The organism is Ancylobacter sp. 3268, assembly GCF_031456575.1.
In the GTDB taxonomy this organism is placed as follows: Bacteria; Pseudomonadota; Alphaproteobacteria; order Rhizobiales; family Xanthobacteraceae; genus Ancylobacter.
On the sequence record NZ_JAVDUX010000011.1, the window covers coordinates 139,996 to 164,388 of the forward strand.

Consider the following 24,393-nt stretch of genomic DNA (forward strand, 5'->3'; position numbering starts at 1 on the left):
GTCAACTGCCCGCGGCCGCCGCCTGCTTCTCCCGACGCCGCTGCACGGACGAGGGAATGCGCATGGCCTCACGGTACTTTGCCACCGTTCGGCGGGCAATGTCGATGCCGGATTCCCGCAGGCGTTGTACCAGCGTGTCGTCGGAGAGCACGTCGTCGGGGTTCTCGGCGTCGATCATCTGCTTGATGCGAAAACGTACGGATTCCGCCGAATGTGCTTCGCCGCCATCGGAAGAGGAAATGGAAGACGAGAAGAAATACTTCATCTCGAAGATGCCGCGCGGCGTCGCCATGTATTTGTTCGACGTCACGCGCGAGACGGTGGATTCGTGCATGCCGATGGCGTCCGCCACCATGCGCAGGTTCAGCGGCCGCAGATGCTGGACGCCCAGCGTCAGGAAGGCATCCTGCTGCCGCACGATCTCGATGGCCACCTTCAGGATGGTGCGCGCCCGCTGGTCGAGCGAGCGGGTGAGCCAGGTCGCCGTCTGGATGCAATCGGTGAGGAAGGCCTTCTCGCGGTCGTTGCGGGTGGTCTTCGAGACCTTCGAGTAATAGGCCTGGTTCACCAGCACCCGCGGCAGCGTGTCGGAATTGAGCTCGACATGCCATGAGCCATCGGCGGCCGGGCGGACGAACACATCCGGCACCACCGGCTGGATGACGCCGGAGCCGAAGGCGAGGCCGGGCTTGGGATTGAGCCGGCGCACCTCGGCGACCATCTCGGCGAGGTCCTCCTCGTCGACGCCGCACAGGCGGCGCAACGCATTGAATTCGCGCCGCGCCAGCAGGTCGAGATGCGACAGCAGCGCCGCCATGGCGGGATCGTAGCGGTTGCGTTCCTTGAGCTGCAGCGCCAGGCACTCGGCGAGCGAGCGGGCGCCGATGCCGGGCGGATCGAAGGCATGGATGGTGGCGAGCACCGCCTCGACGCGGGCCAGCGGGGCGCCGAGCTTGTCGGCGACGCCGGCAAGATCGGCGGCGAGATAGCCGGCCTCGTCGATGAGATCGATGAGGTGATGGCCGATCAGCCGGTCGACCGGATCGGTGAGCGCCAGGGTAAGCTGGCCGGAGAGATGGTCGCCGAGCGACGTTTCGGCGGGAACGAAGGATTCAAGGTTGTAGCCCTCCTCGTCGCGCCCGCCGCCGCCGACGCCGGCCCATTCCGAATAGGCCGGAGCCTCCGCACCCTGGGCCGGACCCGACGGCTCGCGGCCGACATCATCGGGGAACACATTTTCGAGACCGGTGTCGAGCCGGTCCTCGATGGCGCTGCGCGAGGAATCCAGCCGCTCCTCCAGCCAGTCGGCGGCGCGGGCCTCACGGTCGTCCCCACGCGCCTCGTGCGCGGCGTCGTGCGCCTCGTGGACCGCGACCTCCAGCACGCCCTCGCCGGCACGCTCGGCGCCCGCCCCGCCCTCGCCTTCCGGCTCGGACTGGCGCTCCAGCAGCGGGTTGCGCTCCAGTTCCGCCTCGACATAGGCGACGAGATCGAGATTGGAGAGCTGCAGCAGCTTGATGGCCTGCATCAGCTGCGGCGTCATCACCAGCGACTGGGTCTGGCGGAATTCGAGACGCGGGCTCAGCGACATGAGGGCAGGCCTCCATGCCGGACGCGGCGAGGGCGTGAGCGCGACGCGTGCACCATTTTACAGCCGGAACTCCTCGCCGAGATAAAGCCGGCGCACCTCGGGGTTCGCCACGATCTCGGCGGGCGAACCTTCCATCAGCACCGTGCCGGAATGGATGATGTAGGCGCGGTCGATGAGCCCGAGGGTCTCGCGCACATTGTGATCGGTGATCAACACGCCGATGCCGCGATGGGTGAGATGGCGCACCAGCGCCTGGATGTCGCCCACCGCGATCGGGTCGATGCCGGCGAACGGCTCGTCGAGCAGCATGAAGGTCGGGCGCGTCGCCAGCGCGCGGGCGATCTCGACACGGCGGCGCTCGCCGCCCGACAGCGCGATGGAGGGCGACTTGCGCACATGGGTGACGCGGAACTCCTCGAGCAGCGCGTCGAGTTCCATTTCGCGGCGCTTGCGGTCGGGCTCGACCATTTCCAGCACCGCGCGCAGATTGTCCTCGACCGACAGGCCGCGGAAGATCGAGGCTTCCTGCGGCAGATAGCCGACCCCGAGCCGGGCGCGGCGGTACATCGGCAGATGGGTGACGTCGTGGCCGTCCAGCTCGATGCGGCCGGCATCGGCCTTCACCAGGCCGGTGATCATGTAGAAGATCGTGGTCTTGCCGGCACCGTTCGGCCCGAGCAGGCCGACCGCCTCGCCGCGCCGCACGCCGAGGCTGGCCTCGCGCACCACGCGGCGGCCGCCATACTGCTTGACGAGGCCGGTGGCCCGCAGCAGCCCTGCCCCCTGCGGCGCCTCTCCGGCGCGCCGGCGGGAGCCCGCCCCGGCCTGCGGATGGAGGCCACCATTTCCGGAACCGAAGTCCGCCGCAGCCGGCGGAACCATCTGGCGTTCACGGCTTCCTGCCGGAAACAATCTCACGCGCACCCTCCGTGGTGAAAGCACCACTGGAAGGGTGATAAACAATCCCGAGCCCGCTGGCAAACGCAGCAAGCAAAAACCGGGCCGAAATCATCCCGGGGTATCGGGCTGGGGTGGCGGGCGAACGGAAACGGAAGGGCGCCGAAGCCGGCGGCGGGGCTCCGGCGGCGATGCGGGAGGCCGCGGCGCCTGGCCTTCAGCCACCGATCAGGAGGCCGCCAGCGACCGCCTCAACCCCGGCAATCGGCCTACCGGCCCCTGGGGTTGCCCCCTAGGCGCCGGCCGGGCTCAGGGCTTCGGCTTGGCCGGGGCGCCGGGCCGGGGCGCGGCGCCGTCCATCTGCCTCATGGCGCCGGGCACGATCAGGCTCTCCACCCGGCCCCCCTCGATGCGCGAGGTGCCGGTGGTGAGGTCGACCACCAGTCGCCGGCCGCGGATCACGTTCTGGCCGGAGGTGAGCACCACCGGATTTCCGGTCAGAGTGATGCTGTTGGACTTGGTCTCGAAGATGCCCTGATCGCCGGTGGCCTGCTGTTCCTTGGTGGTGACGATCACCCCGCCATTGATCTCCAGCCGGCGGATGGAGGAAGAGTTGATCGGGCTGCCCGCAGCGGGGGCCGCCGCCGGATCGGCGCTGGCCGCGCCCTTGGCATCCGCAGCGCCCTTGGCATCGGCTGCCCCTTTGGCGTCGCCGGCGGTCTTGCCGTCGTAGAACACCACCAGTTCGCGGGCACGCATATTGGTGTCGCCCTGCTGCACCACGACATTGCCGGAGAAGATCGCCTTCTTCTCCTGATCGCGCACTTCGAGGCTGTTGGCGTCGATCTTGATCGGCTGGTCGCGATTGGCCGCGAAGCCCTGCAGGGCGTTGGGCACGTTCTGCACCTGCGCCACGGCCGGGCGGACGAGCAGCGCCACCGCGAGGGCGGGGGCGAGGGCGAGCAGGAGGGCGGCGGAGCGGGACAAAGCGTGCATGACCTATGTCTATCCGGCTGCGAGCGGGCATTCAATGGGCAGCCGGCCGGATCGGTGGGCGGATGCCGACGGCGCGACGGCGTTGCCGCCGAAGGCACCGGTCATCCGAGCGCGGGCCACGCCGGCCTGTATCATGGTATTGCCTGCGTCGACCGCGGGGCGGAGGCGGGATCCAGCGCCACCGCGGTGGGCGCCGGCTGGGCCTCGGCCTTCTCCTGCGGCAGCTTGAACACCAGCGTGACATTGCCGGTGAACAGCGCGCGCGCGTCCTTCTGCGTCACTTCCATGCGGTCGGCGGTCAGCCGCGCATCGGTGGAGGTCAGCTCGACCGGGTGCTCGCTGACCAGCCGTCCGTCGCGCATGCTGATCGCCGCATCCTGCAGCTTGCCGGCATAGCCGGCATTGGTGGCGAAGGTGACGCCCTCGCCGAGATGGATGTCCTGGGTCTTGGTATCGTAGCTGCCGACCCTGGCGGTCAGCTTGGCCCAGCCCTGCTCGGCCAGCTCGATGCGCGCATTGATCATGTCGAGATCGATGCGGTTCGGCGTCGTGAGATCCTGCGACGCCGATTCGGCGGTGAGGTTGTAGCCGCGATTATCCTCGGTGAAGCCGTTGAGCTTGGGGAATTCCATCTTGATACGGCTGCCGGACAGCGAGGCGCGGCCGAGCTCCACCGGCAGGTTCACCGGCAGACGGAACGGATCCAGCCAGGCGACGCCGCCAATGATCACAACGCACAGCAGCACCAGCAGCGGCATGCCGCGCCGGAACAGGCGCACCCAGCGGCTGTGGCTGGCGGCATCGCGGAAGCGCTGGCTCGCAACGACCGCCCGCCGCGGCGGCGCCACGTTTTCCGACCCCGACGCGCGACGCTCGGCGGATGTGATCTGACGATTCATGAGTTGAGGCACGTCCCCGGTCGCCGGCTCCTCCAGCGGCGCCTAAAATGGCGACTCAACCCCCGCCATGCAAGCCGCGCCGGCCAACGGGGTGGCCACAAAGATGCAAGCCTTTGATCGCGCTCAGCTATGCGCGAAAATATCGTCTTCCGGCCAGCCGGCGAGATCGAGCGCCGCGCGAGTGGGCAGGAAACGGAAGCAGGATTCGGCCAGCGCGGTGCGTCCCTCGCGCGCCAGCATGGCGGCAAGCTTTTCGCGGATGGCGTGCAGGTGCAGCACATCGGAAGCGGCGTATTGCAGCTGGGCATCGGAGAGCTCCGCGGCGGCCCAATCCGAGCTCTGCTGCTGCTTCGACAGGTCGATGCCGAGCAATTCGCGGGCGAGTTCCTTCAGACCGTGGCGATCCGTATAGGTGCGCACCAGCTTGGAGGCGATCTTGGTGCACCAGATCGGCTCGACCGTGACGCCGAAGGCCTTACCGAGCACCGCGACGTCGAAACGGGCGAAGTGGAACAGCTTGGAGATGCCGGGATCGGCGAGCAGGGCTTCGAGGTTGGGCGCGCTGCCCGGCCCGGCGCCGGCCGGGATCTGCACCACGTCCGCCGAGCCGTCGCCCGGCGAGAGCTGCACCACGCACAGCCGGTCGCGATGCGGATTGAGGCCGAGCGTCTCGGTATCGATCGCCACGAAGGGCGACTTTTCCGGCGAATAGCGCGACAGATCGACGAGGTCGCCGCGGTGCAGGCGGATGGTCATGAGTTCGGCCCTTTATGCGATGGCGGGTGATTATCACCGGCCATCGGCGCGAACAACCTCGCGGCTCAACCGACGAGCGCCTGCAGGGCGAAGCCGGCGAACAGCACCAGGCCGGCATCGCGGTTGGAGCGGAACAACCTGAGGCACAGCGCCGGATCGTCAATATCGAGCCGCGCCACCTGCCAGGCGAGATGGGCGGCGAACAGCGCCGCCCCGGCATAGGCGAAGAGGCCGCCGCCGGCCGCCGCCACCGCCGCGGCGATCAGCAGCGCCGCCCCGGCATAGAAACCGGCCAGCCAGGGCCGCGTCGCCTGCGCGAACAGCCGGGCGGAGGACTTCACCCCGACGATTTCGTCATCGGCACGGTCCTGATGCGCGTAGATGGTGTCATAGCCGATCACCCACAGGATGCTGCCGGCATACAGCAGCAGCGCCGCCGGCGGCAGCGCCTGCATCAGCGCCGCGAAGCCCATCAGCGCGCCCCAGGAGAAGCACAGCCCCAGCACCGCCTGCGGAATCCAGATCACCCGCTTCATCAACGGATAGACGGCGACGATGCCGAGCGAGGACAGCGCGGTGATCTGCGCGAAACGCGGCAGGCACAGCAGGACGAGAAGCCCGACCAGCGCCTGCATCGCCAGGAAGGCGAAGGCGGCGAGCAGGCTCACCTGCCCGGAGGGCAGCGGCCGCGAGCGGGTGCGCTCCACCTTGCCGTCAATGTCGCGGTCGAGAATGTCGTTCCAGGTGCAGCCGGCGCCGCGCATCGCCACCGCGCCCAGCGCGAACAGCACGATATAGGCCAGCGCCGCCAGAAAATCGGGCGATAGGCCATCGGCCCGCAGCGTGCGGGCGGCGAGCGCCACTGACCACCAGCAGGGGATCAGCAGCAGCCAGGAGCCGATCGGCCGGTCAAGACGGGCAAGCCGCAGATAAGGACGCGCGAAGGCGGGCGCGACGCGCTCCACCCAATTGCCCGCGGCATCGGCGGGAACGGCAGCGGCGGGAGCCGTCATGCTGAGCGACGCGGAGACGGTCAGCGCAGCGCGCTGCCGCCGAGCGTGTCGAACACGCCGCCGGGCTTGTTGGCGCTGACGCCGGGCAAGCCGCTCGACAGGCCGAGGCCGGCGGCGACCGCACCCTGCTGCGGCGGGCCGGAGGGGCCGGCGCCGCCGCCGGACTGCATCTCCGCCGCCACCTTGCAGACCTTGTCGCGCACGCCGGAAATGCTGTTGGTGTTCTCGCGCAGCTTGGTCAGCACCTCATCCGGCACGCCGCATTTGGTCTTGTTGGTGCGCAGATAGGTGAGGAACTTCTGCTGCGAACTGGCGAAGTTGCGGAACAACGGGCAGAGCTCGGAGGGCGGCAGCTTCTTCTTGGTCGCGGCCTGGAGGGCGCCGCCGCGGGTCTCGATATCCGTACGCAGCTTGCCCACATTGGTCTGGCAATCCGCCATGTCGGCGCTGGGCTGCTGCACCATGCCGCCGGGCATCGCCAGCCCCGGCGCCGCGGACGGCGCGGCAAGCGACGGCGACGACAGCGAGGGCGTGGCGAGGCCGGCGCTGCCGAGATCCGCATCCGCGCCGCCGGGCGATGGCGCCGGGGCCGGCGTCGCCGGAGCGGGGATGGCCGCCGGAGCGGGCGTCGCGCTGACGGCCGGCGGCGAAGACTCGGTGCTGCCACCCGGCGTGCCGATCCATTGCGCACCGGCCGAACTCGCCGCCAGCACCACGCCGGTCGCGGCTGCGAGGCCGATGAAGGCGATACGCGCCGCGCGAAGGCCGGCCCGATGGCCGTCGCAAATCTGAGGTGTCATTCCGTCTTCCGCTGAAGGGACGTCGCTTACCAAGCGTGATACAGAGGCCTGAAAGATAGGGCAATATCACGGCAGAATGGTTAATTCCGACTGCCGCCGCCACTCACATAGCCAGATGCAGGCAGACTTATGGCGCGCATGCGCGGCGAATCCGCCGAAGCCGAGACCTACGACTTCCGGGCCCAGCGACTCTTCGTACCCGACGCACTCGGCGAAGGTGCCGAGATACGCCTCGACCGCGACCGGGCGCATTACGTCGCCGACGTGATCCGGCTGGAGCCGGGCGCGGCGCTGCACCTGTTCAACGGCCGCGACGGCGAGTGGCGGGCGGTGCGCCAGAGCGCGGGAAAACGCGACGTCGTCTTACGTTGCGAGAACCGGCTGCGGGCGCAGACACCGCTTGCCGCCCTCGACTATGTCTTCGCGCCGCTGAAACATGCCCGGCTCGACTACATGGTGCAGAAGGCGGTGGAGATGGGCGCCGGGCGGCTGGTGCCGGTTATCACCCGCCACACCCAGGCGACCCGCGTGAATACCGATCGCATGCGGGCGAACGTGGTCGAAGCCGCCGAGCAGTGCGGCATTCTCGCCGTGCCGGAGGTCGCCGAGCCGCTCGCCTTCGAGCGCTGGCTGGCCGGGCTCGAACACGAAAAAGTGATTCTATTTTGCGACGAGGCCGCCGGGCCGGGCGACCCGGTGGCGAAGATCCGCGACGCCGGCGCCGCGCCGCTGGCGGTGCTGGTCGGACCCGAGGGCGGCTTTGCCGACATCGAGCGCCGGATGCTTGTCGCGCGCGATAGAACCATCAGTCTCTCGCTCGGCCCCCGCATCCTGCGCGCCGACACCGCGGCGGTGGCGGCTCTCGCCCTGGTCGGCGCGGCGCGGCCGGACTGACGCTGCGTCAGGCCGCGAATAACACGGCGGAATGGCGGGATTTCACCGATTTGCGTTGCCCCTCGGCCTGTGTATGTTCGCGCGCCCCAATTGGCGCTGCCCGAGCCCGCCGGAGTTCCCATGGCGCGAGACCAGATCGATACCCAGCCCATCGAAAGCCGCGACGAACTGGTCGCCTGGCTGGAAGCGGGCTGCAAGGCGCCGCAAAAATTCCGCATCGGCACCGAGCACGAGAAATTCCCCTTCACCCTGGAAGGCCACGATCCGGTTCCCTATGAGGGCGACAACGGCATCCGCGCGCTGCTCGACGGCATGCAGGCACTGAACAGCTGGGAGCCGATCATGGAGGGCGAGGCGATCATCGGCCTCGCCGACACCATCGGCGGCGGGGCGATCTCGCTGGAGCCGGGCGGGCAGTTCGAGCTCTCCGGCGCGCCGCTCATCTCGATCCACGAGACCTGCGCCGAGGTGAACGGGCATCTCGAGCAGGTGCGGCAGGTGGCGACGCCGCTCGGCTTCGGCTTTCTCGGCCTGGGCATGAGCCCGAAATGGACGCTGAAGCAGACGCCGGTGATGCCGAAGGGGCGTTACCGCATCATGGCCGACTACATGCCGAAGGTCGGCACCCACGGCCTCGACATGATGTTCCGCACCTGCACCGTGCAGGTGAATCTCGATTTCGCTTCCGAAGCCGACATGGTGAAGAAGCTGCGCGTCGGGCTCGCGCTGCAGCCGGTCGCCACCGCTCTGTTCGCCAACTCGCCCTTCACGGAAGGGCGGCCGAACGGCTTCCTCTCCTTCCGCTCGGAAATCTGGCGCGACACCGACAATGCCCGCGCCGGCATGCTGCCCTTCGCCTTCGAGGACGGCATGAGCTTTGAGCGCTATGTCGATTATGCGCTCGACGTGCCGATGTATTTCATCAAGCGCGGCGACACCTATATCGACGTCGCCGGCTCGTCCTTCCGCGACCTGATGGCCCGCAGGCACCCCGCACTGCCCGGCGAGGGGCCGACGGTGTCGGACTGGGCCAACCACCTCTCGACGATCTTCCCCGAGGTACGGCTGAAGCGCTACCTCGAAATGCGCGGCGCCGATGCCGGCTCCTGGAAAAACCTGTGCGCGCTGCCGGCCTTGTGGACCGGGCTCTATTACGACACGGCCAGCCTCGACGCCGCCTGGGACCTGGCGAAGGGCTGGAGCGCCGAGCAGCGCCAGAAGCTGCGCGACGACGTGCCGAAGCTCGGCTTCAACGCCGAGATCGCCGGCCGGCCGATGCTGGAGCTGGCGCGCGAGGTGGTCGCCATCGCCCGCGCCGGCCTCGAGCGCCGCGACATGCGCGACAGCCAGGGCCGCGACGAGAGCCGCTTCCTCAAGCCGCTGGAGGAGAGCCTCGCCGAGGGCCGGACGCCGGCCGAGCGGCTGCTGGAGCGCTTTTCCGGCCCCTGGGGCGGTTCGGTGGACCCGGTCTTCGTTGAGGATGCCTATTGAGGGGCGTTCGAGACGCCGACGCCGGCTCAGCCTTCCCGAATCCTCAGCCTTCCCGAATCCTCAGCCCTCCCGAATCTCAGCCCTCCCACGAGCCGGCGCGATAGGTGCCGACGCTCCACAGATGGCCTTCCGGGTCGCGCACGGTGAATTCGCGCGAGCCATAGGGGGTATCGTAGAGATTGATGACCACCTTGGCGCCGGCGGTCCGCGCCCGCACCCATAGCGCGTCGGCATCCGCTGCCACCAGATAGACGCCCTGGGTGGCGCCGCCGGCGGCGGCCGGGGTCACCATGCCCAGCACATCCTCCTTGACGCCGCCCAGCATGATCGCCGAGCTGCCGAGCCGCAGCTCGGCATGGGCGACGCCGCCCTCGTCGTCGTCGACCACCAGGATCGGCGCGAAGCCGAACGCCTGGCCGAGCCAGTCGATCGCCGCGCGCGGATCGGCATAACGCAGGAACGGCACGATATCGCCGGGTACGGGACTGGTTGCCATGGCGGCCTCCCTGAAGCCTTCGCCTGTGACGCTTGCTTCGCCACAACGGATGCCGCGAGGCGAGGGTTCCGCCTCACTCCGCCGCGATGGCCGCTTCCGAGATGTTGTCGAGTCCCTGCACGATGTGATCGGCAAGCGCATCGGCCAGCGCGGAAGGCTCGTGCCGGTTGCGCACCAGCCCGATGCGGCAGGGCGCCAGGGTCGGAAAGCCCTCGCCGGGGCCGAGCACCCGCATGCCCGGCCGCAGGCCGGATTCCGGCAGCACCGAGATGGCAAGACCGGCCAGCACCGCCGCCGACACCGCCGTCGAGTTGGACGAGGTATAGAGGATGCGGAACGGACGGGTGAGGGCCTGCAGCTGGGCGATCGCCTCCTGCCGCCAGTTGCAGCTCTGCCGGCCGAGCGCCAGCGGCAGCGGCTCCTCCAGATGCGTCGCGTGACGGCTCGAGCCCACCCAGAGCAGCTGCTCGCGGCGGATGATCTCGGTCTCACGGGCGATCATCTCGCAATCGGTGATGATGGCGAGGTCAAGATCGCCGGTGTCGATGCGATCGATCAGATCTGTTGATGGATCGCACACCACGGTCAGCTCGACATTGGGGTGAGTGTGCGAGAATCGCGCCATGATTTCCGGCAGATAGCGGTCGGCGTAATCGTCCGGCACGCCCAGCCGCACGCGGCCGGAAAGCTCGGCATTTGACAGGCTCGCAACCGCCTCCATGTTCAGCTTGACGATGCGGCGGGCGTAATCCAGCAAACGCTCGCCCTCGTCGGTAAGGCGCGAGGCGCGCCCGTCGCGGGCGAAGATCGGCTTGCCGACCCGCTCCTCCAGCCGCTTCATCTGCATCGAGACCGCCGACTGGGTCTTGTGCACCACATCGGACGCCTTGGTGAAGCTGCCGGTTTCGGCGATGGTTATGAATGTTCTTAATTGATCAATGTCGAGCAGGGCGGTCATGCCGGGCCTCATCGCGCGCTATCATCAAGATCAATGATAACTCGGATCATAAACATTCGCTAGTGTGATCATTCGATCGCGCGCATAACCATCCCGTCGCGAACGGGTGACGGCGAATTCGGGTGGGCGCGGGACGCGCCATCAGCGAAAAAGCCCACACCGCCGCGCGACCGACGCAGATGGAGGAATCGATGTCGTACATGGGTGAAGTCCGCAGAACCGCGTTCTCTTCCTTCGGTGCCGCCGCCAGCGGGCTGCTGGCCGGCGCCTATGTCAACCTCGTGCGTATTGCCAAGGCGGTGCACCGCCGCAGCCTGCTCAACCAGCTCGGCGATTTCGACGACCGCATGCTGAAGGATATCGGCCTCACGCGCGCCGACCTGCGCGATGCCGCTTCCGGCCCGGTCTGGCAGGATCCGACCAGCGTGCTCGTCGTGCGTGCCGTCGAGCGCCGCGCCGGCCGCCGGCAGGCGGTGCGTGCGAGCCTGGACGCGACACGTCCGCATTCCGGCGCCAGCGCTGCCGAACCGAAGGCCGCCCCCCGCGAAGCCGCCGGGTGCCACTGATCATGCCGGGCCGAAAACCCGCAGCCAGTTTCGGCGGTTCCTATCCCCTTATGCCGCCTAACTAAGCCCGCCGGTCCGTCCGGCGGGCTTTTTTCATGCCCGGCGCCCATCGACAGCGCCGGCAGGAGCTTGCAGACGCGAAATCCTCGCATTGCAGCCGACGCAATGGAGATGAGGACGGGAGCGGCCATATGAGGGCGGCCGGCGGCAAGCCGGTTCGTCACCTCCGGTTCGTCACCTCACGCATTCAGGGCATCCGCGTCATGGCAAAGCATCTTGATCTCGGGCTCGACACCTTCGGCGACGTGATGGCCGATAGCGAAGGCCGTCCGCTCACCCATGCGCAGGTGCTGCGCAATGTGGTGGAGCAAGGCGTGCTCGCCGACGAGCTCGGCGTCGACTTCTTCGCCGTCGGCGAGCATCACCGCGAGGACTTCGCCGTCTCCGCCCCCGAAGTGGTGCTGGCCGCCATCGCCGCGCGCACGACGCGCGTGCGGCTCGGCTCGGCCGTCACCGTGCTGAGCTCGGACGATCCGATCCGCGTCTATCAGCGCTTCGCCACCGTCGATGCGATCTCGAACGGGCGCGCCGAGATCATCCTCGGCCGCGGCTCGTTCACCGAATCCTTCCCGCTGTTCGGCTACGACCTCAAGGACTATGAGGAGCTGTTCTCGCAGAAGCTCGACCTGCTCGCCGCGCTGCTGCGCGACAATGCCGGGCCGGATGGGCAGGCCTCGCCGGGGGGCGTGAGCTGGCAGGGCAAGCTGCGCCCGCCGCTGGCCGGCCAGCACGTCTATCCCCTGCCCGAGAGCGGCACGATGAAGACCTGGATCGGGGTCGGCGGCTCGCCGGAATCGGTGGTGCGCGCCGCGAGCTACGGCCTGCCACTGATGCTCGCCATCATCGGCGGCAGCGCCGCGCGCTTCAAACCCTATGTCGAGCTCTACCACAAGGCGGCCGCCCAGCTCGGCACCGCCGCCCAGGCGGTGGGGGTGCATTCGCCGGGCTACATCGCCGATACCGACGAGCAGGCCCGCGAGGAATTCTTCCCGGCCTTCAAGGCCAATCGCGACCGCATCGGCGCCGAGCGCGGCTGGCCGCCCATGGGCCGCGACGAGTTCGAGCGCGAGGTGACGCATGGCTCGCTGTATCTCGGCTCGCCGGAGACGGTGGCGGCGAAGATCGCCCGCACCGCGCAGACGCTCGACCTCGACCATTTCGACCTGAAATACAGCGCCGGGCCGCTCGGCCACGACAAGTGCCTGCGCTGCATCGAGCTCTACGGCGCCAAGGTGATCCCGCTGGTGCGCGAGATGCTGAAAGGGTGAGGCCAGCGGGGCGAGCCGGGATGCGGCGTCGGTCTTCCGGCGAGTCGGACGGCCGCGCCCCTTTAGGACGACATCCCGGACGGCCGTCCCGCCGATGTGGGATCGCGCGCCGGGGATCGCGCGTGACATGGTGGGCGATCCCGGCTCTCCGCTTCGCTGCGGCCGGGATGACGCAAGGCAACGGCCTGGCTTTCCTTTTCCTCCCCGCTATGGGGGAGACAGAGGGACGCGATGCGGAGCCTTGGAGCGCCGTCCCCCTCACCCCACCCCTCTCCCCCCTCGGGGAGAGGGAGTAAAGAAATCCCTCCAGCGGCAATTGCCGCCCTACCCACACCTTCACACGTTCAGCAGCAGATATTCCCGCTCCCAGGGGGAGATCACCCGCATGAAGGTGTCGAATTCCTGCTGCTTCACCGCCGTGTAGGTCTTCACGAAGGACGGGCCGAGCACGGTGGCGATCTCGTCGGAATATTGCATCGCCGCCACCGCCTCCAGCAGGCCGCGCGGTAGCTCGAAGTCGAGGCCCTTGGCGTCGGCTTCCAGAGGCTCGGTCGGGCGCAGCCCCTCGACGAGGCCGAGATAGCCGCAGGCCAGAGAAGCGGCGATGACGAGATAGGGATTGGCATCCGAGGACGGCACCCGGTTCTCCACCCGCCGCGCCGCCGGCGAGGACGGCGGCACCCGCAGGCCGGCGGTGCGGTTGTCGTAGCCCCACTGCACGTTGATCGGCGCCATCGAATCGCGGGTCAGCCGGCGGTAGGAGTTCACATAGGGCGCGAGGATCGACATCACCGCCGGCAGATAGCGCTGCTGGCCGGCGATGAAGGCGAAGAATTCCGGCGTCGGGTCGCCGTCCTTGTCGGAGAAGATGTTCTTTCCCGTCTCGCCGTCGACGATCGACTGGTGGATGTGCATCGCCGAGCCGGGCTCGTCGGCGATCGGCTTGGCCATGAAGGTGGCGTAGATCTTGTGCTCCAGCGCCGCCTCGCGAATGGTGCGCTTGAACAGGTACACCTGGTCGGCGAGCATGATCGGGTCGCCGTGCAGCAGGTTGATCTCCATCTGCGCCGCGCCGTCCTCGTGGATCAGCGTGTCGATCTCCAGGCCCTGCGCCTCGGAATAGTCGTACATGTCCTCAAACAGCTGGTCGAACTCGTTGACCGCCTGGATCGAATAGGACTGGCGGCCGATCTCCGGCCGGCCGGAGCGGCCGATCGGCGGCTTCAGCGGATAATCGGCGTCGGTGTTGGGCTCGACGAGGTAGAACTCGATCTCCGGCGCGACCACCGCCTTCCAGCCCTTCTTGGCGTAGAGGTCGACGACGTTCTTCAGCACCTGCCGCGGGGCAAGCTCCACCGGGCGCCCGTCGCGGTGATAGGCGTCGTGGATGATCTGCGCGGTGGGATCCTGCGCCCAGGGCACGACGGCAAGCGTCGAGAAATCCGGCTCCATGACGAGATCGCTGTCGACCACCACGGAATCGACGAGATTGTCATAGGGCGGGTAGTCGCCGGAAATGGTCTGGAAGAACACGCTGAGCGGCAGGTTCATCACCGGGCCGTTGAGGAATTTCGACACCGGCATGATCTTGCCGCGTCCCACCCCGGCAAGGTCGGGCACCGCGCATTCGATCTCGGTGATGCCCCGCGCCGCCATCCACGCCTTTGCTTCCGCCAGATTGGCGACGCCGCGCGGAGAACCGACCGCGTCCTGCTCGGAACGCTTCTTCTTAGCCATATCAACCTTCCACTGCGCGTCTACCGCGCCCTTGCGAGGCAATCACGCCCTCAATCCGGCCGTCAAGGGGGCTGGCGCCGCGCTGGCACCTGCCCGATTCGGTGCATGGCAAAATTGTTTGCAATCTGTCATTGAGCCGCCGCCGGAAGGCGGATAGCGTTCGCCGATGGGGCCGGTCCGCCGGCGGGCATGACGGGGTAGCAGATGAGCACGGGCGTCACCGAGAAGACGCAGACCACCATTGGCGGCATCCGTCGCAAATTCGCTCCCTGGACCGACCCCGCCGCCGTGCCGCTCATCCGCTACGAGAACGTTTCCAAGCGCTTCGGCGAGTTCACCGCCGTCGACAATCTTTCCCTCGACATTTACGAGCGCGAGTTCTTCGCGCTGCTCGGCCCCTCCGGCTGCGGCAAGACCACGCTGATGCGCATGCTCGCCGGCTTCGAGGACCCGACCGAAGGGCGCATCACCCTGGCCGGGCAGGACCTCGTCGGCATGCCGCCCTACAAGCGGCAGACCAACATGATGTTCCAGTCCTATGCGCTGTTCCCGCATATGAGCGTGTGGGACAACATCGCTTTCGGCCTGAAGCAGGACAAGATGGAGAAGGGCGCCATCGCCGCCCGCGTCGACGAGATGCTGAAGCTCGTCAAGCTGGAGAAATTCGCCAAGCGCAAGCCTCACCAGCTCTCCGGCGGCCAGCGCCAGCGCGTGGCGCTCGCCCGCTCGCTCGCCAAGGCGCCCAAGGTGCTGCTGCTCGACGAGCCGCTCGGCGCGCTCGACAAGAAGCTGCGCGAGGAGACGCAGTTCGAGCTCATGGACCTGCAGATGAAGCTCGGCATGACCTTCCTGATCGTGACCCACGACCAGGAGGAAGCGATGACCGTGGCCGACCGCATCGCGGTGATGAACCATGGCAAGCTGGTGCAGGTGGCGCCGCCGGCGGTGATCTACGAGCAGCCCAATTCGCGCTATGTGGCGGACTTCGTCGGCGACGTGAACATCATCGAGGCCAAGATCGAGGCCATCGAGCCCGGCAATGTGAGCCTCTACACCGCTGTCGGCGGCGGCGCCAAGCTCTCCATCGCCCAGAATGTCGAGGCAAAGCCCGGCGACGCCGCCTTCGTCGCCATCCGCCCGGAAAAGGTGCGCGTCGACCTCGAGCCGCCGGCCTGGCAGGAGGCCAACTGCCTGCGCGGCGAAGTCTGGGACATCGGCTATCTCGGCGACCTGTCGATCTATCATGTCGAGCTGGAAGGCGGGGTGCGCATCAAGGCCGCCAAGCCCAACCTCACCCGCATGGTGGAGCGCCCCATCACCTGGGAAGACAAGGTGTGGGTCTCCTGGACGCCGGATTCCGGCGTGGTGCTGACGAGCTGAGGAGGCGGGCATGGCCGCGAAAGCCCCGGGACGCTGGATGGTCGTCGCCGTCCCCTATCTCTGGCTGCTGGTTCTGTTTCTCGTCCCGTTCCTGATCGTCTTCAAGATCAGCCTCTCGCAGGACGCCATCGCCCAGCCGCCCTATGAGCCGGTGTTCGACCTCGCCGCCGGCTGGGACGCCTTCAAGGAGGCGTTCAGCCAGCTCAGCTTCGACAATTACGCCTATGTGCTTTCCTGGGACAACGAGTTCATCGAGGCCTATGGCTCCAGCCTCTGGATCGCCGGCATCTCGACGCTGCTGCTGCTGATAGTCGGCTACCCGATCGCCTATGGCATGGCGCGGGCGCCGAAATCGGTCCGCCCGACGCTGCTGATGCTGGTGATCCTGCCGTTCTGGACCTCGTTCCTGATCCGCGTCTATGCCTGGATCGGCATCCTGTCGCCGGAGGGGCTGCTCAACCAGCTGCTGTTCGCGCTGGGGCTGATCGACGAGCCGCTGCAGATCCTCGCCACCGATACCGCGGTCTATATCGGCATCGTCTATTCCTACCTGCCCTTCATGATCCTGCCACTCTATTCGACGCTGGAGAAGATGGACGAGACGCTGCTGGAAGCCGCCGCCGATCTCGGCTGCCCGCCGATCGCCGCCTTCTGGAAGATCACCTGGCCGCTGTCGCTGCCCGGCGTGCTCGCCGGCTGCCTGCTGTGCTTCATCCCGGCGGTGGGCGAATTCGTCATCCCCGACCTCTTGGGCGGCTCCGACACCATGATGATCGGCAAGGTGCTGTGGACCGAGTTCTCGGTGAACCGCTCCTGGACCGTCTCCTCGGCGGTGGCGGTGCTGCTGCTCCTGGTGCTGGTGGTGCCGATCGTCTTCTACCAGAACGTCCAGGCCAAAGAGATGGAGGGCCGCTAGATGCGCAAGGGGCTCTCCTGGTTCAACACCACCTCGATCGTGCTCGGCTTCACCTTCCTTTATCTGCCGATCGTGCTGCTGGTGATCTATTCCTTCAACGCCTCGCGGCTGGTCACCGTGTGGGCGGGCTTCTCGGTCGAGTGGTACTGGAAGCTGTTCCAAAACCAGCAGCTGCTCGATGCCGCCTGGGTGACGCTGCGGGTCGCCTTCCTCTCGGCGAGCATCGCCACCGTGCTCGGCACCCTGGCGGCGATCGCCCTGACCCGTTACGGCCGTTTCGGCGGCCGCATGCTGTTCTCCGGCATGGTCTACGCCCCGCTGGTGATGCCGGAGGTGATCACCGGCCTGTCGCTGCTGCTGCTGTTCGTGGCGGTCAATTTCGACCGCGGCTTCTGGACCATCACGCTGGCCCACATCACCTTCACCATGTGCTTCGTCTCGGTGGTGGTGCAGTCGCGGCTCGTCACCTTCGACCGGTCGCTGGAGGAAGCGGCGCTCGACCTCGGCTGCCCGCCCTTCAAGACCTTCTTCGTGGTGACGCTGCCGATCATCCTGCCGGCGGTGATTTCCGGCTGGATGCTGGCCTTCACCCTGTCGCTCGACGACCTGGTCATCGCCAGCTTCACCACCGGGCCCGGCGCCACCACCCTGCCGATGCGCATCTACAGCCAAGTGCGCCTCGGGGTGACGCCGGAAATCAATGCCGCCTGCACCATTCTCATCGCCATCGTCACCGTGGTGGTGGTGATAGCCTCGATCATCACCAAGCGGCAGGAAGTCGAGCGGCAGAAGGCAGAGCGACTGGCGGCGGCGGGCTGAATTCCGACACGATTGCGCGGAAGGAATGGTTACCATCGCGCGGCCGTTTCCTGCCGTGGACTTCCCGCCATCCGAGCCTCCGCCCATGAGCCAGACCAACCTCCTCAGTGCCGCCGGCGAGACCGCAGCGGACGGCATAGCCGTGCCCCGCCGGGCGAGCCGCCCGCCCCGCCTGCTGCGGCGCTGCACCCAGACACTGGGCATAGTGGTGCTGCTGATCGGCGTCTATCTCGGCATCGAGCAGCTCATCGGCAATTTCCACACCGTGGTCGCCGGAGAGCTCTACCGCGCCGGCCAGGTGAACGCCGACCAGCTCGCCGGCATCCAGCGGGACTACGGCATCAAGACGGTGATCAACCTGCGCGGCGCCTCCAACCATCCCTGGTACAGGGACGAGGTGGCTGAGAGCGAGAAGCTGGGCCTCACCCATATCGATTTCGGCCTCTCCGCCGGGCGCGAGCTGACGCAGAAGGAGGTCGAGCAGCTGATCGCCATCATGCGCGACGCGCCCAAACCCATCCTCGTGCACTGCAAAGGCGGCTCCGACCGCTCCGGCATCGCCTCGGCGCTCTATGTCGCCGCCATTGCCAAGGAAGGCGAGGAAGCGGCGGAATGGCAGCTGTCGCTGTTCTACGGCCATTTCCCCATCCCCTTCTTCCCGGCCTGGGCGATGGACGAGACCTTCGAGCGCATCGAGCCCTGGCTCGGCTTTCCCAATTCGTGAACCGCCGCCCACAGCCCCGTGACGGCAGGCGGGGCGCGCGCGGGGGCGCGACGGTGTAGGCTGACCCGGCTCGAATCGGCGTTTCCGCCTCGATCCACCCGTCATCTGCAACCAAGTCGTCCCATGCCGCTGCGCCTGCTCCCTTCCACGCTGGTCGACCGCATCGCCGCCGGCGAGGTGGTGGAGCGCCCGGCCGCGGCGCTGAAGGAGATCGTCGAGAACGCCCTCGACGCCGGAGCGACGCGCATCGAGATCGTCATCGACGGCGGCGGGCGCCGGCTGATGCGGGTGACCGACGACGGATGCGGCATGAGCGCCGCGGATCTGGCGCTGTGCGTCGAGCGCCATGCCACCTCCAAGCTCGATGCCGAGGACCTGATGTCCATCGCCACCCTCGGCTTTCGCGGCGAGGCGCTGCCCTCGATCGGCGCGGTGGCGCGGCTCGCCATCCTCTCGCGCCCGGCGGGGGCGGCGAGCGCGCACGAGATCCGCGTCGAGGCCGGCGTGAAGGGCGAGGTGCGGCCGGCGGCGCTCGGGCCGGGCACGCGGGTGGAGGTGCGCGACCTGTTCTTCGCCACCCCGGCGCGGCTGAAATTCCTCAAATCCGAGCGCGCCGAGACCGCCGCCGCCGTCGATGCGGTGCGGCGCCTCGCGCTGGCCCGCCCCGAGGTCGCCTTCACCGTGGTGGCGGACGAGCGTGCGCCGGTCACCTGGCCGGCGCGCAGCGCCGATGCGGCGGGCCGGCGGGCGCGCATTGCCGACGTGCTCGGCCATGAGGTGGCGCGGAACGCCCTCGACATCGAGGGCATGCGCGAGGGCGCGCTCCTGTTCGGCCTCGCCGGCCTGCCGACCTATTCCAAGGCCAACTCGCTGTCGCAATATCTGTTCGTCAACGGTCGCCCGGTGCGCGACAAGGTGCTGATCGGCGCCATCCGCGCCGCCTATTCCGACCTTCTGCCCTCCGACCGCCATCCGGTGACGGTGCTGTTCCTCGAGGTCGACCCGGAGGGCGTCGACGTCAACGTCCACCCGGCCAAGACCGAGGTGCGCTTCCGCGACGCCGGCAATATCCGCGCGCTGATCGTGCGCACCCTCACCGACGCGCTCACCGCCGGGGTGCCGCGCACCGCCACCACCGCCGCCGATCGGCTCGCCGGGCTGGCGCGGCCGGGCGCGGCCCCCTTCCGCGTGCCGATGGACGGGCTCGACTGGCGGCGATCCGCGCCACCCTCGGACTGGCGGCAATCCTGGGCCCGGCCGGAGGGCAGGGAGGCGCCGGCGGCGCCGGATGGCTTCGCCGCGCCGGAACAGCGGGACGCATTCACGGCGCCGGAACATGCAGGCGAATCCGGGATGGGGATGGGGCTCGGCCTCGATCTCGCTCCCGCCGCCGATGCCCGCGCCCATCAGGCCCCGGCGCAGGCCGACGCCATCGACCGGCCGCTCGGCGCCGCCCGTGCGCAGTTGCACGAGACCTACATCGTCGCACAGACGCAGGACGGCGTGGTCATCGTCGACCAGCACGCCGCGCATGAGCGCATCGTCTACGAGAAGCTCAAGGCGGCGATCGAGCGCGACGGCCTCGCCCGGCAGATGCTGCTGGTGCCGCTGGTGGTCGATCTCGATCCTTCCGAGGCGGCACGGCTCGCCGAGCGCACCGAGGCGCTGGCGCGCTTCGGCCTGGTGGTCGAGCCGTTCGGGCCGGGAGCGCTGCTGGTGCGCGAAGTGCCGGCGCTGATCGGCGAGGCCGATGTCCCCGCGCTCATCCGCGAGCTTGCCGAGCATGCCGCGGAGTGGGACGATGACCTGCCGCTGGAGCGGCGGCTGCTTCATGTCGCCGCCACGATGGCCTGCCATGGTTCGGTGCGCGCCGGCCGCCGGCTGCGGCCCGAGGAGATGAACGCCCTGCTGCGCGAGATGGAACGCACCCCCAATGCCGGCCAGTGCAATCACGGGCGGCCCACCTTCGTGACGCTGTCGCTGGCCGATGTCGAAAAACTGTTCGCGCGACGGTGATGGATCTTGAGTGACGCCCTGACCGAAAACGGCCATCCCACCAGCTGGTACGCCGCCACGGCAACGCCCTTCCCCGCCTTTCCGCCGCTCAAGGGCACGGTACGCGCCGATGTCTGCGTGATCGGCGGCGGCTATACCGGGCTCTCCGCCGCCCTGCATCTCGCCCAGGCCGGGCTCGACGTGGTGGTGCTGGAAGCGGCGAAGATCGGCTCCGGCGCCTCCGGCCGCAATGGCGGCCAGATCCACACCGGCCAGCGCCGCGACCAGGACTGGCTGGAGGACAAGGTCGGGCTCGACATGGCGAAGGCGCTGTGGCGCCTCGCCGAGGACGCCAAGGCCGATCTCCATGCGCTGATCGCCCGCCACGCCATCGATTGCGCCCCGCGCCGGGGGCTGATCATGGCCGACCACAAGCCGGGCTATGTCGCGCATTCGCACGCCTATGCCCGCAAGCTCGCCGACGTCTACGGCTATCCGCATGTCGACCCGCTGTCGCGCGAGGAACTGCGGGAACTCGTCGGCACCGATGCCTATCATGGCGGGGTGATCGACCGTGACGGCGGGCATCTGCACCCGCTCAACCTCGCCCTCGGCATCGCCCGCGCCGCGGTGACGGCCGGGGCCCGGCTCTACGAGCACTCGCGGGCCCGGCGGATCGAGGAGAACGGGCGGGTGAAGGTGGCGACCCGCGACGGCCTGGTCGAGGCGGAATGGGTGCTCGAATGCGGCGACGGGCTGCAGGACGGGCTCGACGCTCGCGTCGACCGCCATGTGATGCCGATCGCCAACTACATCGCCGCCACCGAGCCGCTCGGGGCGCGGGCGAAGAGCGTTATCACCAATGACGCGGCGGTGGCCGACAGCCGCTTCGTCATCAATTATTACCGCCTCAGCGAGGATGGACGGCTGCTGTTCGGCGGTGGCGAGAGCTATACGCGGCGGCTGCGCGCCAATCCCGGCGCCTTCGTGCGGCCCTACATGCTGAAGATATTCCCGCAGCTCGCCGATGTGCGCATCGACTATGGCTGGGGCGGCATTCTCGGCATCACCATGACCCGCATGCCCTTCGTGCGGCGGCTCTCGCCGAAGGTGCTGACCGCCGCCGGCTATTCCGGCCAGGGCGTTATGCTGGCGCCCTATTTCGGCAAGATCCTCGCCGAGGCGGTGGCCGGCCAGCTCGGGCGGTTCGACCTTTTGGAAAAACTGCCGGTGCCTGCCTTTCCCGGCGGCCCGCTGATGCGCTGGCCGCTGCTGGCGGCGGGGCTGAGCTACTACGCCCTGCGCGACAGGCTGTGAGGATATCGGTTGCTGAATTTCGAAAGCTGGGCGCACGACGCGCTGGCCTTTGTCGAGACGCATGCGCATCTCGCGCCCTATATAGTCTTCGCCCTCGCCTTCGGCGAATCGCTGGCGGTGATCTCGCTGCTGGTGCCGGCGACCTTCATCCTCATCGGCATCGGCGCCCTCATCGAGGCGGGCGGCATCGCGCTATTGCCGGTCTGGGCGGCGGCGGCGGCGGGGGCGGCGCTCGGCGACGCGGTATCCTACTGGGTCGGCTTCCATTTGAAGGAACACACCCGCCGGCTGTGGCCGTTCACCCGCCACCCGCAAATGCTGGAGCGCGGCGAGCGCTTCTTCCACCGCTACGGCTCATGGAGCGTGTTCATCGGCCGCTTCTTCGGGCCGATCCGGGCGGTGATCCCGCTGGTGGCCGGCATGTTCGCCATGCCGCAGCTCATCTTCCAGATGGCCAACATCGCCTCGGCGATGCTGTGGGCCTTCGTGCTGCTGGCGCCGGGCGCGGCGGTGATGAAGTTCTGGAGCGGCGGGTGAGGCCCGCCCGGCGCGCCTCAGCGTAGGGAAGCGGTCCCCTGATCCGGCTCCGGCAGGCTGACGAAGATCACCACCGCCAGCATCGTCATGTAGAAGCGGAAGGCCGATTCCTGCCCGTTCCAGGTGCTGGACTGCCACATCTGGAAATATTCGCCGCCGACCACCATGAAGCCGAAGAACCACAACGCGAAGCCGAGACCGACGCCGGCCACCGCCCAGGTCTTGGCGCCAGCGAAGCGATCCTCGTCGCGCAGGGCCAGCAGCATGCGGAGCGCCGCGCTCCCCAGCACGATGCCGACGACCGCCTCGGCAGCGATAATCGCGACATAGGCGGTACGCCACAGTGCCGGATCGGTGATCGCGCGACCGATAAGCGGATTGCCGGGAAAGGTGGTGTCCATGCTGAGGACGTGCTGGACGAAGACATAGTTCGCTCCCCAGTCCGCCACATTGTTATAGGCGACCAGCAGCGCGAAGCCCGCCAGCGCCGCCACCATGAAGCTCTTGGTCAGCCGAACGACGATCATGGTGCCCCTCCGGTGGCGCCGACGAACGCGATGCCCGCCGGCATGGCCATAGCATGGCAGCGGGCACAGTGGAGCACTGGCGCGGCGGCGATGATGTTCTGGACAGACCGGTGATTGGAGCAGTGAGAACGGCCGCTATTCGGCGGCTTCCTTCGGCGGCTTCCGGCGGCTCTTGGCGGGTATGACGAGGTCGAACTCGGCGAGCTCAGCGTCCGTGGGAAGCGAACTGTCCGGATCGGCCTTGGCCGCCTCGATGATCTGCTCGTCCGTCATCGCATCGACCTTCGACCAGTCGAAGCCACGCAGCAGCCGTTCAGATTCCTCGAATTGCTTCCTCGAAGGCACGTCGTTCACTCCGATGCGCCCGCCGAACCGAAATCAATCGACGCCGGCGCCCTCTCCATACGAAGACGCAGAGTATAACACGCCCGGTTAAATCGGCCATCGCCTCGGTTCGCCCCTCGCCCGCGACAATTTTAGGCGATGCGCGTTCAAAACGCGGCCTGCCGTCGAAAACGAACATACCGAAGGCAAGCGGCAAACCGTGCTTGGCGCGGTTCGCCGCGTCCTTGTCGTCATCCCACTCGAAGTCGTCGGCCTCGCCCATCGGGGCCTCCGCAAACCGTTGACGGTATTATAGCGGAGGCCTCAAGTAAGGACGGAGGCCCTGGGGATAACTGCCCCACTTCCCTGTGGACGGGCTGTGGAAAGCGGAATCCCGCTTGACCTCAGTTCTTCGCCTTGTCGACCAGCTTGTTCTTGCCGATCCACGGCATCATGCCACGCAGCTTCTCGCCGACCTGCTCGATCTGGTGGCTGTCGTTCATGCGGCGGATGCCCTTGAAGCGGGCGGCGCCGGCGCGATATTCCTGCATCCACTCCGAGGTGAACTTGCCGGTCTGGATGTCCTTCAACACCCGCTTCATCTCCTCCTTGGTCTCGGCGGTGATGATGCGCGGGCCGGAGACGTATTCGCCCCACTCGGCGGTGTTGGAGATCGAGTAGTTCATGTTGGCGATGCCGCCCTCATAGATGAGGTCGACGATCAGCTTCACCTCGTGGAGGCACTCGAAATAGGCCATCTCCGGCGCGTAGCCGGCTTCCACCAGCGTCTCGAAACCGGCGCGGATCAGCTCGACGAGGCCGCCGCACAGCACCACCTGCTCGCCGAACAGGTCGGTCTCGCACTCTTCCTTGAACGTGGTCTCGATGATGCCCGAGCGGCCGCCGCCGACGCCGGACGCATAGGACAGGCCGAGGTCGAGCGCGTTGCCCGAGGCGTCCTGATGCACGGCGACGAGGCAGGGCACGCCGCCGCCCTTCTCATACTCGCCACGCACGGTGTGGCCGGGACCCTTGGGGGCGATCATCAGCACGTCGACGGTCTTCTTCGGCTCGATCAGGCCGAAATGCACGTTGAGACCGTGGGCGAAGGCGATGGCGGCGCCGTCGCGGATGTTCGGGGCGATCTCGTCGCGATAGATGTCGGCCTGCAACTCGTCCGGGGTGGCCATCATCATCAGGTCGGCCCATTTGGCGGCCTCGGCGACGGTGAGCACCTTCAGCCCGTCGGCCTCGACCTTCTTGGCGGTCGCCGAGCCCGGCTTCAGGCCGATGGCGATCTCCTTGGCGCCGGAATCCTTCAGGTTCAGCGCGTGGGCGCGCCCCTGCGAGCCATAGCCGATGATGGCGACCTTCTTGCCCTTGATCAGGTTGAGGTCGGCATCGCGATCGTAATAAACGCGCATGGGTGTCT

General features: G+C 67.9%; 25 protein-coding genes. 11 read left to right on the forward strand and 14 right to left on the reverse strand.

Going from position 1 to position 24,393, the window contains the following annotated elements; translation table 11 throughout:
* Position 1: 1 nt before the first annotated feature.
* From rpoN to J2X65_RS16660, 7 genes are all read right to left on the reverse strand, one after another.
* A complete protein-coding gene (rpoN, locus tag J2X65_RS16630; protein WP_310203011.1) occupies positions 2-1,591 on the reverse strand; it encodes an RNA polymerase factor sigma-54 in 1,590 nt (529 codons plus the stop codon).
* A gap of 57 nt (positions 1,592-1,648) precedes the next feature.
* Positions 1,649-2,473, reverse strand: coding sequence for an LPS export ABC transporter ATP-binding protein (lptB, locus tag J2X65_RS16635; protein WP_310203013.1), 825 nt, complete (start codon positions 2,471-2,473; stop codon positions 1,649-1,651).
* A 324-nt stretch (positions 2,474-2,797) separates the two neighbouring features.
* A complete protein-coding gene (locus tag J2X65_RS16640) occupies positions 2,798-3,484 on the reverse strand; it encodes an LptA/OstA family protein (protein WP_310203015.1) in 687 nt (228 codons plus the stop codon).
* A 131-nt stretch (positions 3,485-3,615) separates the two neighbouring features.
* Positions 3,616-4,383 (reverse strand): LPS export ABC transporter periplasmic protein LptC, encoded by a 768-nt coding sequence (gene lptC / locus J2X65_RS16645; protein ID WP_310203017.1) that lies wholly within the window; start codon positions 4,381-4,383, stop codon positions 3,616-3,618.
* A 123-nt stretch (positions 4,384-4,506) separates the two neighbouring features.
* Positions 4,507-5,139, reverse strand: coding sequence for a ribonuclease D (locus J2X65_RS16650; protein WP_310203020.1), 633 nt, complete (start codon positions 5,137-5,139; stop codon positions 4,507-4,509).
* Positions 5,140-5,204: 65 nt separating this feature from the next.
* On the reverse strand, positions 5,205-6,152 hold the full coding sequence (ubiA, locus tag J2X65_RS16655; protein WP_310203022.1) for a 4-hydroxybenzoate octaprenyltransferase: 948 nt from the start codon (positions 6,150-6,152) through the stop codon (positions 5,205-5,207).
* Between the two features lie 20 nt (positions 6,153-6,172).
* Positions 6,173-6,952 carry a hypothetical protein gene (locus tag J2X65_RS16660; protein ID WP_310203024.1) on the reverse strand — a complete coding sequence of 260 codons (780 nt, stop codon included), beginning with the start codon at positions 6,950-6,952 and terminating at the stop codon, positions 6,173-6,175.
* 129 nt (positions 6,953-7,081) lie between these two features.
* On the opposite strand from J2X65_RS16660, the gene J2X65_RS16665 reads away from it, so the two are divergent.
* Together J2X65_RS16665 and J2X65_RS16670 are read left to right on the forward strand one after the other, a co-directional pair.
* Entirely contained in the window at positions 7,082-7,846 is a 765-nt protein-coding gene (locus tag J2X65_RS16665; RefSeq protein WP_310203026.1) for a 16S rRNA (uracil(1498)-N(3))-methyltransferase, read from the forward strand.
* A 120-nt stretch (positions 7,847-7,966) separates the two neighbouring features.
* Complete coding sequence (locus tag J2X65_RS16670) at positions 7,967-9,337, forward strand: glutamate--cysteine ligase (RefSeq protein WP_310203028.1); 1,371 nt, start codon at positions 7,967-7,969, stop codon at positions 9,335-9,337.
* A 76-nt stretch (positions 9,338-9,413) separates the two neighbouring features.
* On the opposite strand, the gene J2X65_RS16675 is transcribed toward J2X65_RS16670, so the two are convergent.
* Together J2X65_RS16675 and J2X65_RS16680 are read right to left on the reverse strand one after the other, a co-directional pair.
* Positions 9,414-9,833, reverse strand: a complete 420-nt coding sequence (locus J2X65_RS16675; protein WP_310203030.1) for a VOC family protein — start codon at positions 9,831-9,833, stop codon at positions 9,414-9,416.
* 73 nt (positions 9,834-9,906) lie between these two features.
* Positions 9,907-10,791: a LysR substrate-binding domain-containing protein gene (locus tag J2X65_RS16680; protein ID WP_310203032.1), complete on the reverse strand. Its 885-nt coding sequence runs from the start codon at positions 10,789-10,791 to the stop codon at positions 9,907-9,909.
* A gap of 122 nt (positions 10,792-10,913) precedes the next feature.
* On the opposite strand from J2X65_RS16680, the gene J2X65_RS16685 reads away from it, so the two are divergent.
* On the forward strand, positions 10,914-11,357 hold the full coding sequence (locus tag J2X65_RS16685) for a DUF1127 domain-containing protein (protein ID WP_310203035.1): 444 nt from the start codon (positions 10,914-10,916) through the stop codon (positions 11,355-11,357).
* Positions 11,358-11,620: 263 nt separating this feature from the next.
* Positions 11,621-12,685, forward strand: coding sequence for an LLM class flavin-dependent oxidoreductase (locus J2X65_RS16690; protein WP_310203037.1), 1,065 nt, complete (start codon positions 11,621-11,623; stop codon positions 12,683-12,685).
* 336 nt (positions 12,686-13,021) lie between these two features.
* Here the strand turns inward: J2X65_RS16690 and J2X65_RS16695 are convergent, their stop codons facing one another.
* On the reverse strand, positions 13,022-14,422 hold the full coding sequence (locus tag J2X65_RS16695) for a glutamine synthetase family protein (protein WP_310203039.1): 1,401 nt from the start codon (positions 14,420-14,422) through the stop codon (positions 13,022-13,024).
* Positions 14,423-14,626: 204 nt separating this feature from the next.
* Here J2X65_RS16695 and J2X65_RS16700 point away from each other — a divergent pair, with 204 nt between their 5' ends.
* The 7 genes from J2X65_RS16700 to J2X65_RS16730 all read left to right on the forward strand — a co-directional run bounded on the left by J2X65_RS16700 (position 14,627) and on the right by J2X65_RS16730 (position 22,110).
* The gene (locus tag J2X65_RS16700; RefSeq protein ID WP_310203041.1) at positions 14,627-15,802 is read left to right on the forward strand and encodes an ABC transporter ATP-binding protein; all 1,176 of its coding nucleotides are present in this window, start codon (positions 14,627-14,629) and stop codon (positions 15,800-15,802) included.
* A gap of 10 nt (positions 15,803-15,812) precedes the next feature.
* A complete protein-coding gene (locus tag J2X65_RS16705) occupies positions 15,813-16,718 on the forward strand; it encodes an ABC transporter permease subunit (RefSeq protein WP_310203043.1) in 906 nt (301 codons plus the stop codon).
* The gene (locus tag J2X65_RS16710; protein ID WP_310203045.1) at positions 16,719-17,537 is read left to right on the forward strand and encodes an ABC transporter permease subunit; all 819 of its coding nucleotides are present in this window, start codon (positions 16,719-16,721) and stop codon (positions 17,535-17,537) included.
* Between the two features lie 85 nt (positions 17,538-17,622).
* On the forward strand, positions 17,623-18,261 hold the full coding sequence (locus J2X65_RS16715) for a dual specificity protein phosphatase family protein (protein ID WP_310203047.1): 639 nt from the start codon (positions 17,623-17,625) through the stop codon (positions 18,259-18,261).
* 123 nt (positions 18,262-18,384) lie between these two features.
* On the forward strand, positions 18,385-20,277 hold the full coding sequence (gene mutL, locus J2X65_RS16720) for a DNA mismatch repair endonuclease MutL (RefSeq protein WP_310203049.1): 1,893 nt from the start codon (positions 18,385-18,387) through the stop codon (positions 20,275-20,277).
* A gap of 6 nt (positions 20,278-20,283) precedes the next feature.
* A complete protein-coding gene (locus J2X65_RS16725) occupies positions 20,284-21,573 on the forward strand; it encodes an FAD-binding oxidoreductase (RefSeq protein ID WP_310203052.1) in 1,290 nt (429 codons plus the stop codon).
* A 12-nt stretch (positions 21,574-21,585) separates the two neighbouring features.
* A complete protein-coding gene (locus tag J2X65_RS16730) occupies positions 21,586-22,110 on the forward strand; it encodes a DedA family protein (RefSeq protein ID WP_404977739.1) in 525 nt (174 codons plus the stop codon).
* Positions 22,111-22,127: 17 nt separating this feature from the next.
* Here J2X65_RS16730 and J2X65_RS16735 read toward each other — a convergent pair whose 3' ends face one another.
* The 4 genes from J2X65_RS16735 to ilvC form a co-directional block, all read right to left on the reverse strand.
* Entirely contained in the window at positions 22,128-22,637 is a 510-nt protein-coding gene (locus J2X65_RS16735) for a DUF2165 domain-containing protein (protein ID WP_310203056.1), read from the reverse strand.
* Between the two features lie 135 nt (positions 22,638-22,772).
* A complete protein-coding gene (locus tag J2X65_RS16740; protein ID WP_310203057.1) occupies positions 22,773-22,982 on the reverse strand; it encodes a hypothetical protein in 210 nt (69 codons plus the stop codon).
* The gene (locus J2X65_RS16745) at positions 22,951-23,244 is read right to left on the reverse strand and encodes a BrnT family toxin (RefSeq protein WP_310203059.1); all 294 of its coding nucleotides are present in this window, start codon (positions 23,242-23,244) and stop codon (positions 22,951-22,953) included. The genes J2X65_RS16740 and J2X65_RS16745 overlap by 32 nt, the downstream gene beginning before the upstream one ends.
* Before the next feature lie 121 nt (positions 23,245-23,365).
* The gene (gene ilvC / locus J2X65_RS16750; RefSeq protein WP_310203061.1) at positions 23,366-24,385 is read right to left on the reverse strand and encodes a ketol-acid reductoisomerase; all 1,020 of its coding nucleotides are present in this window, start codon (positions 24,383-24,385) and stop codon (positions 23,366-23,368) included.
* Between the last annotated feature and the right edge of the window lie 8 nt (positions 24,386-24,393).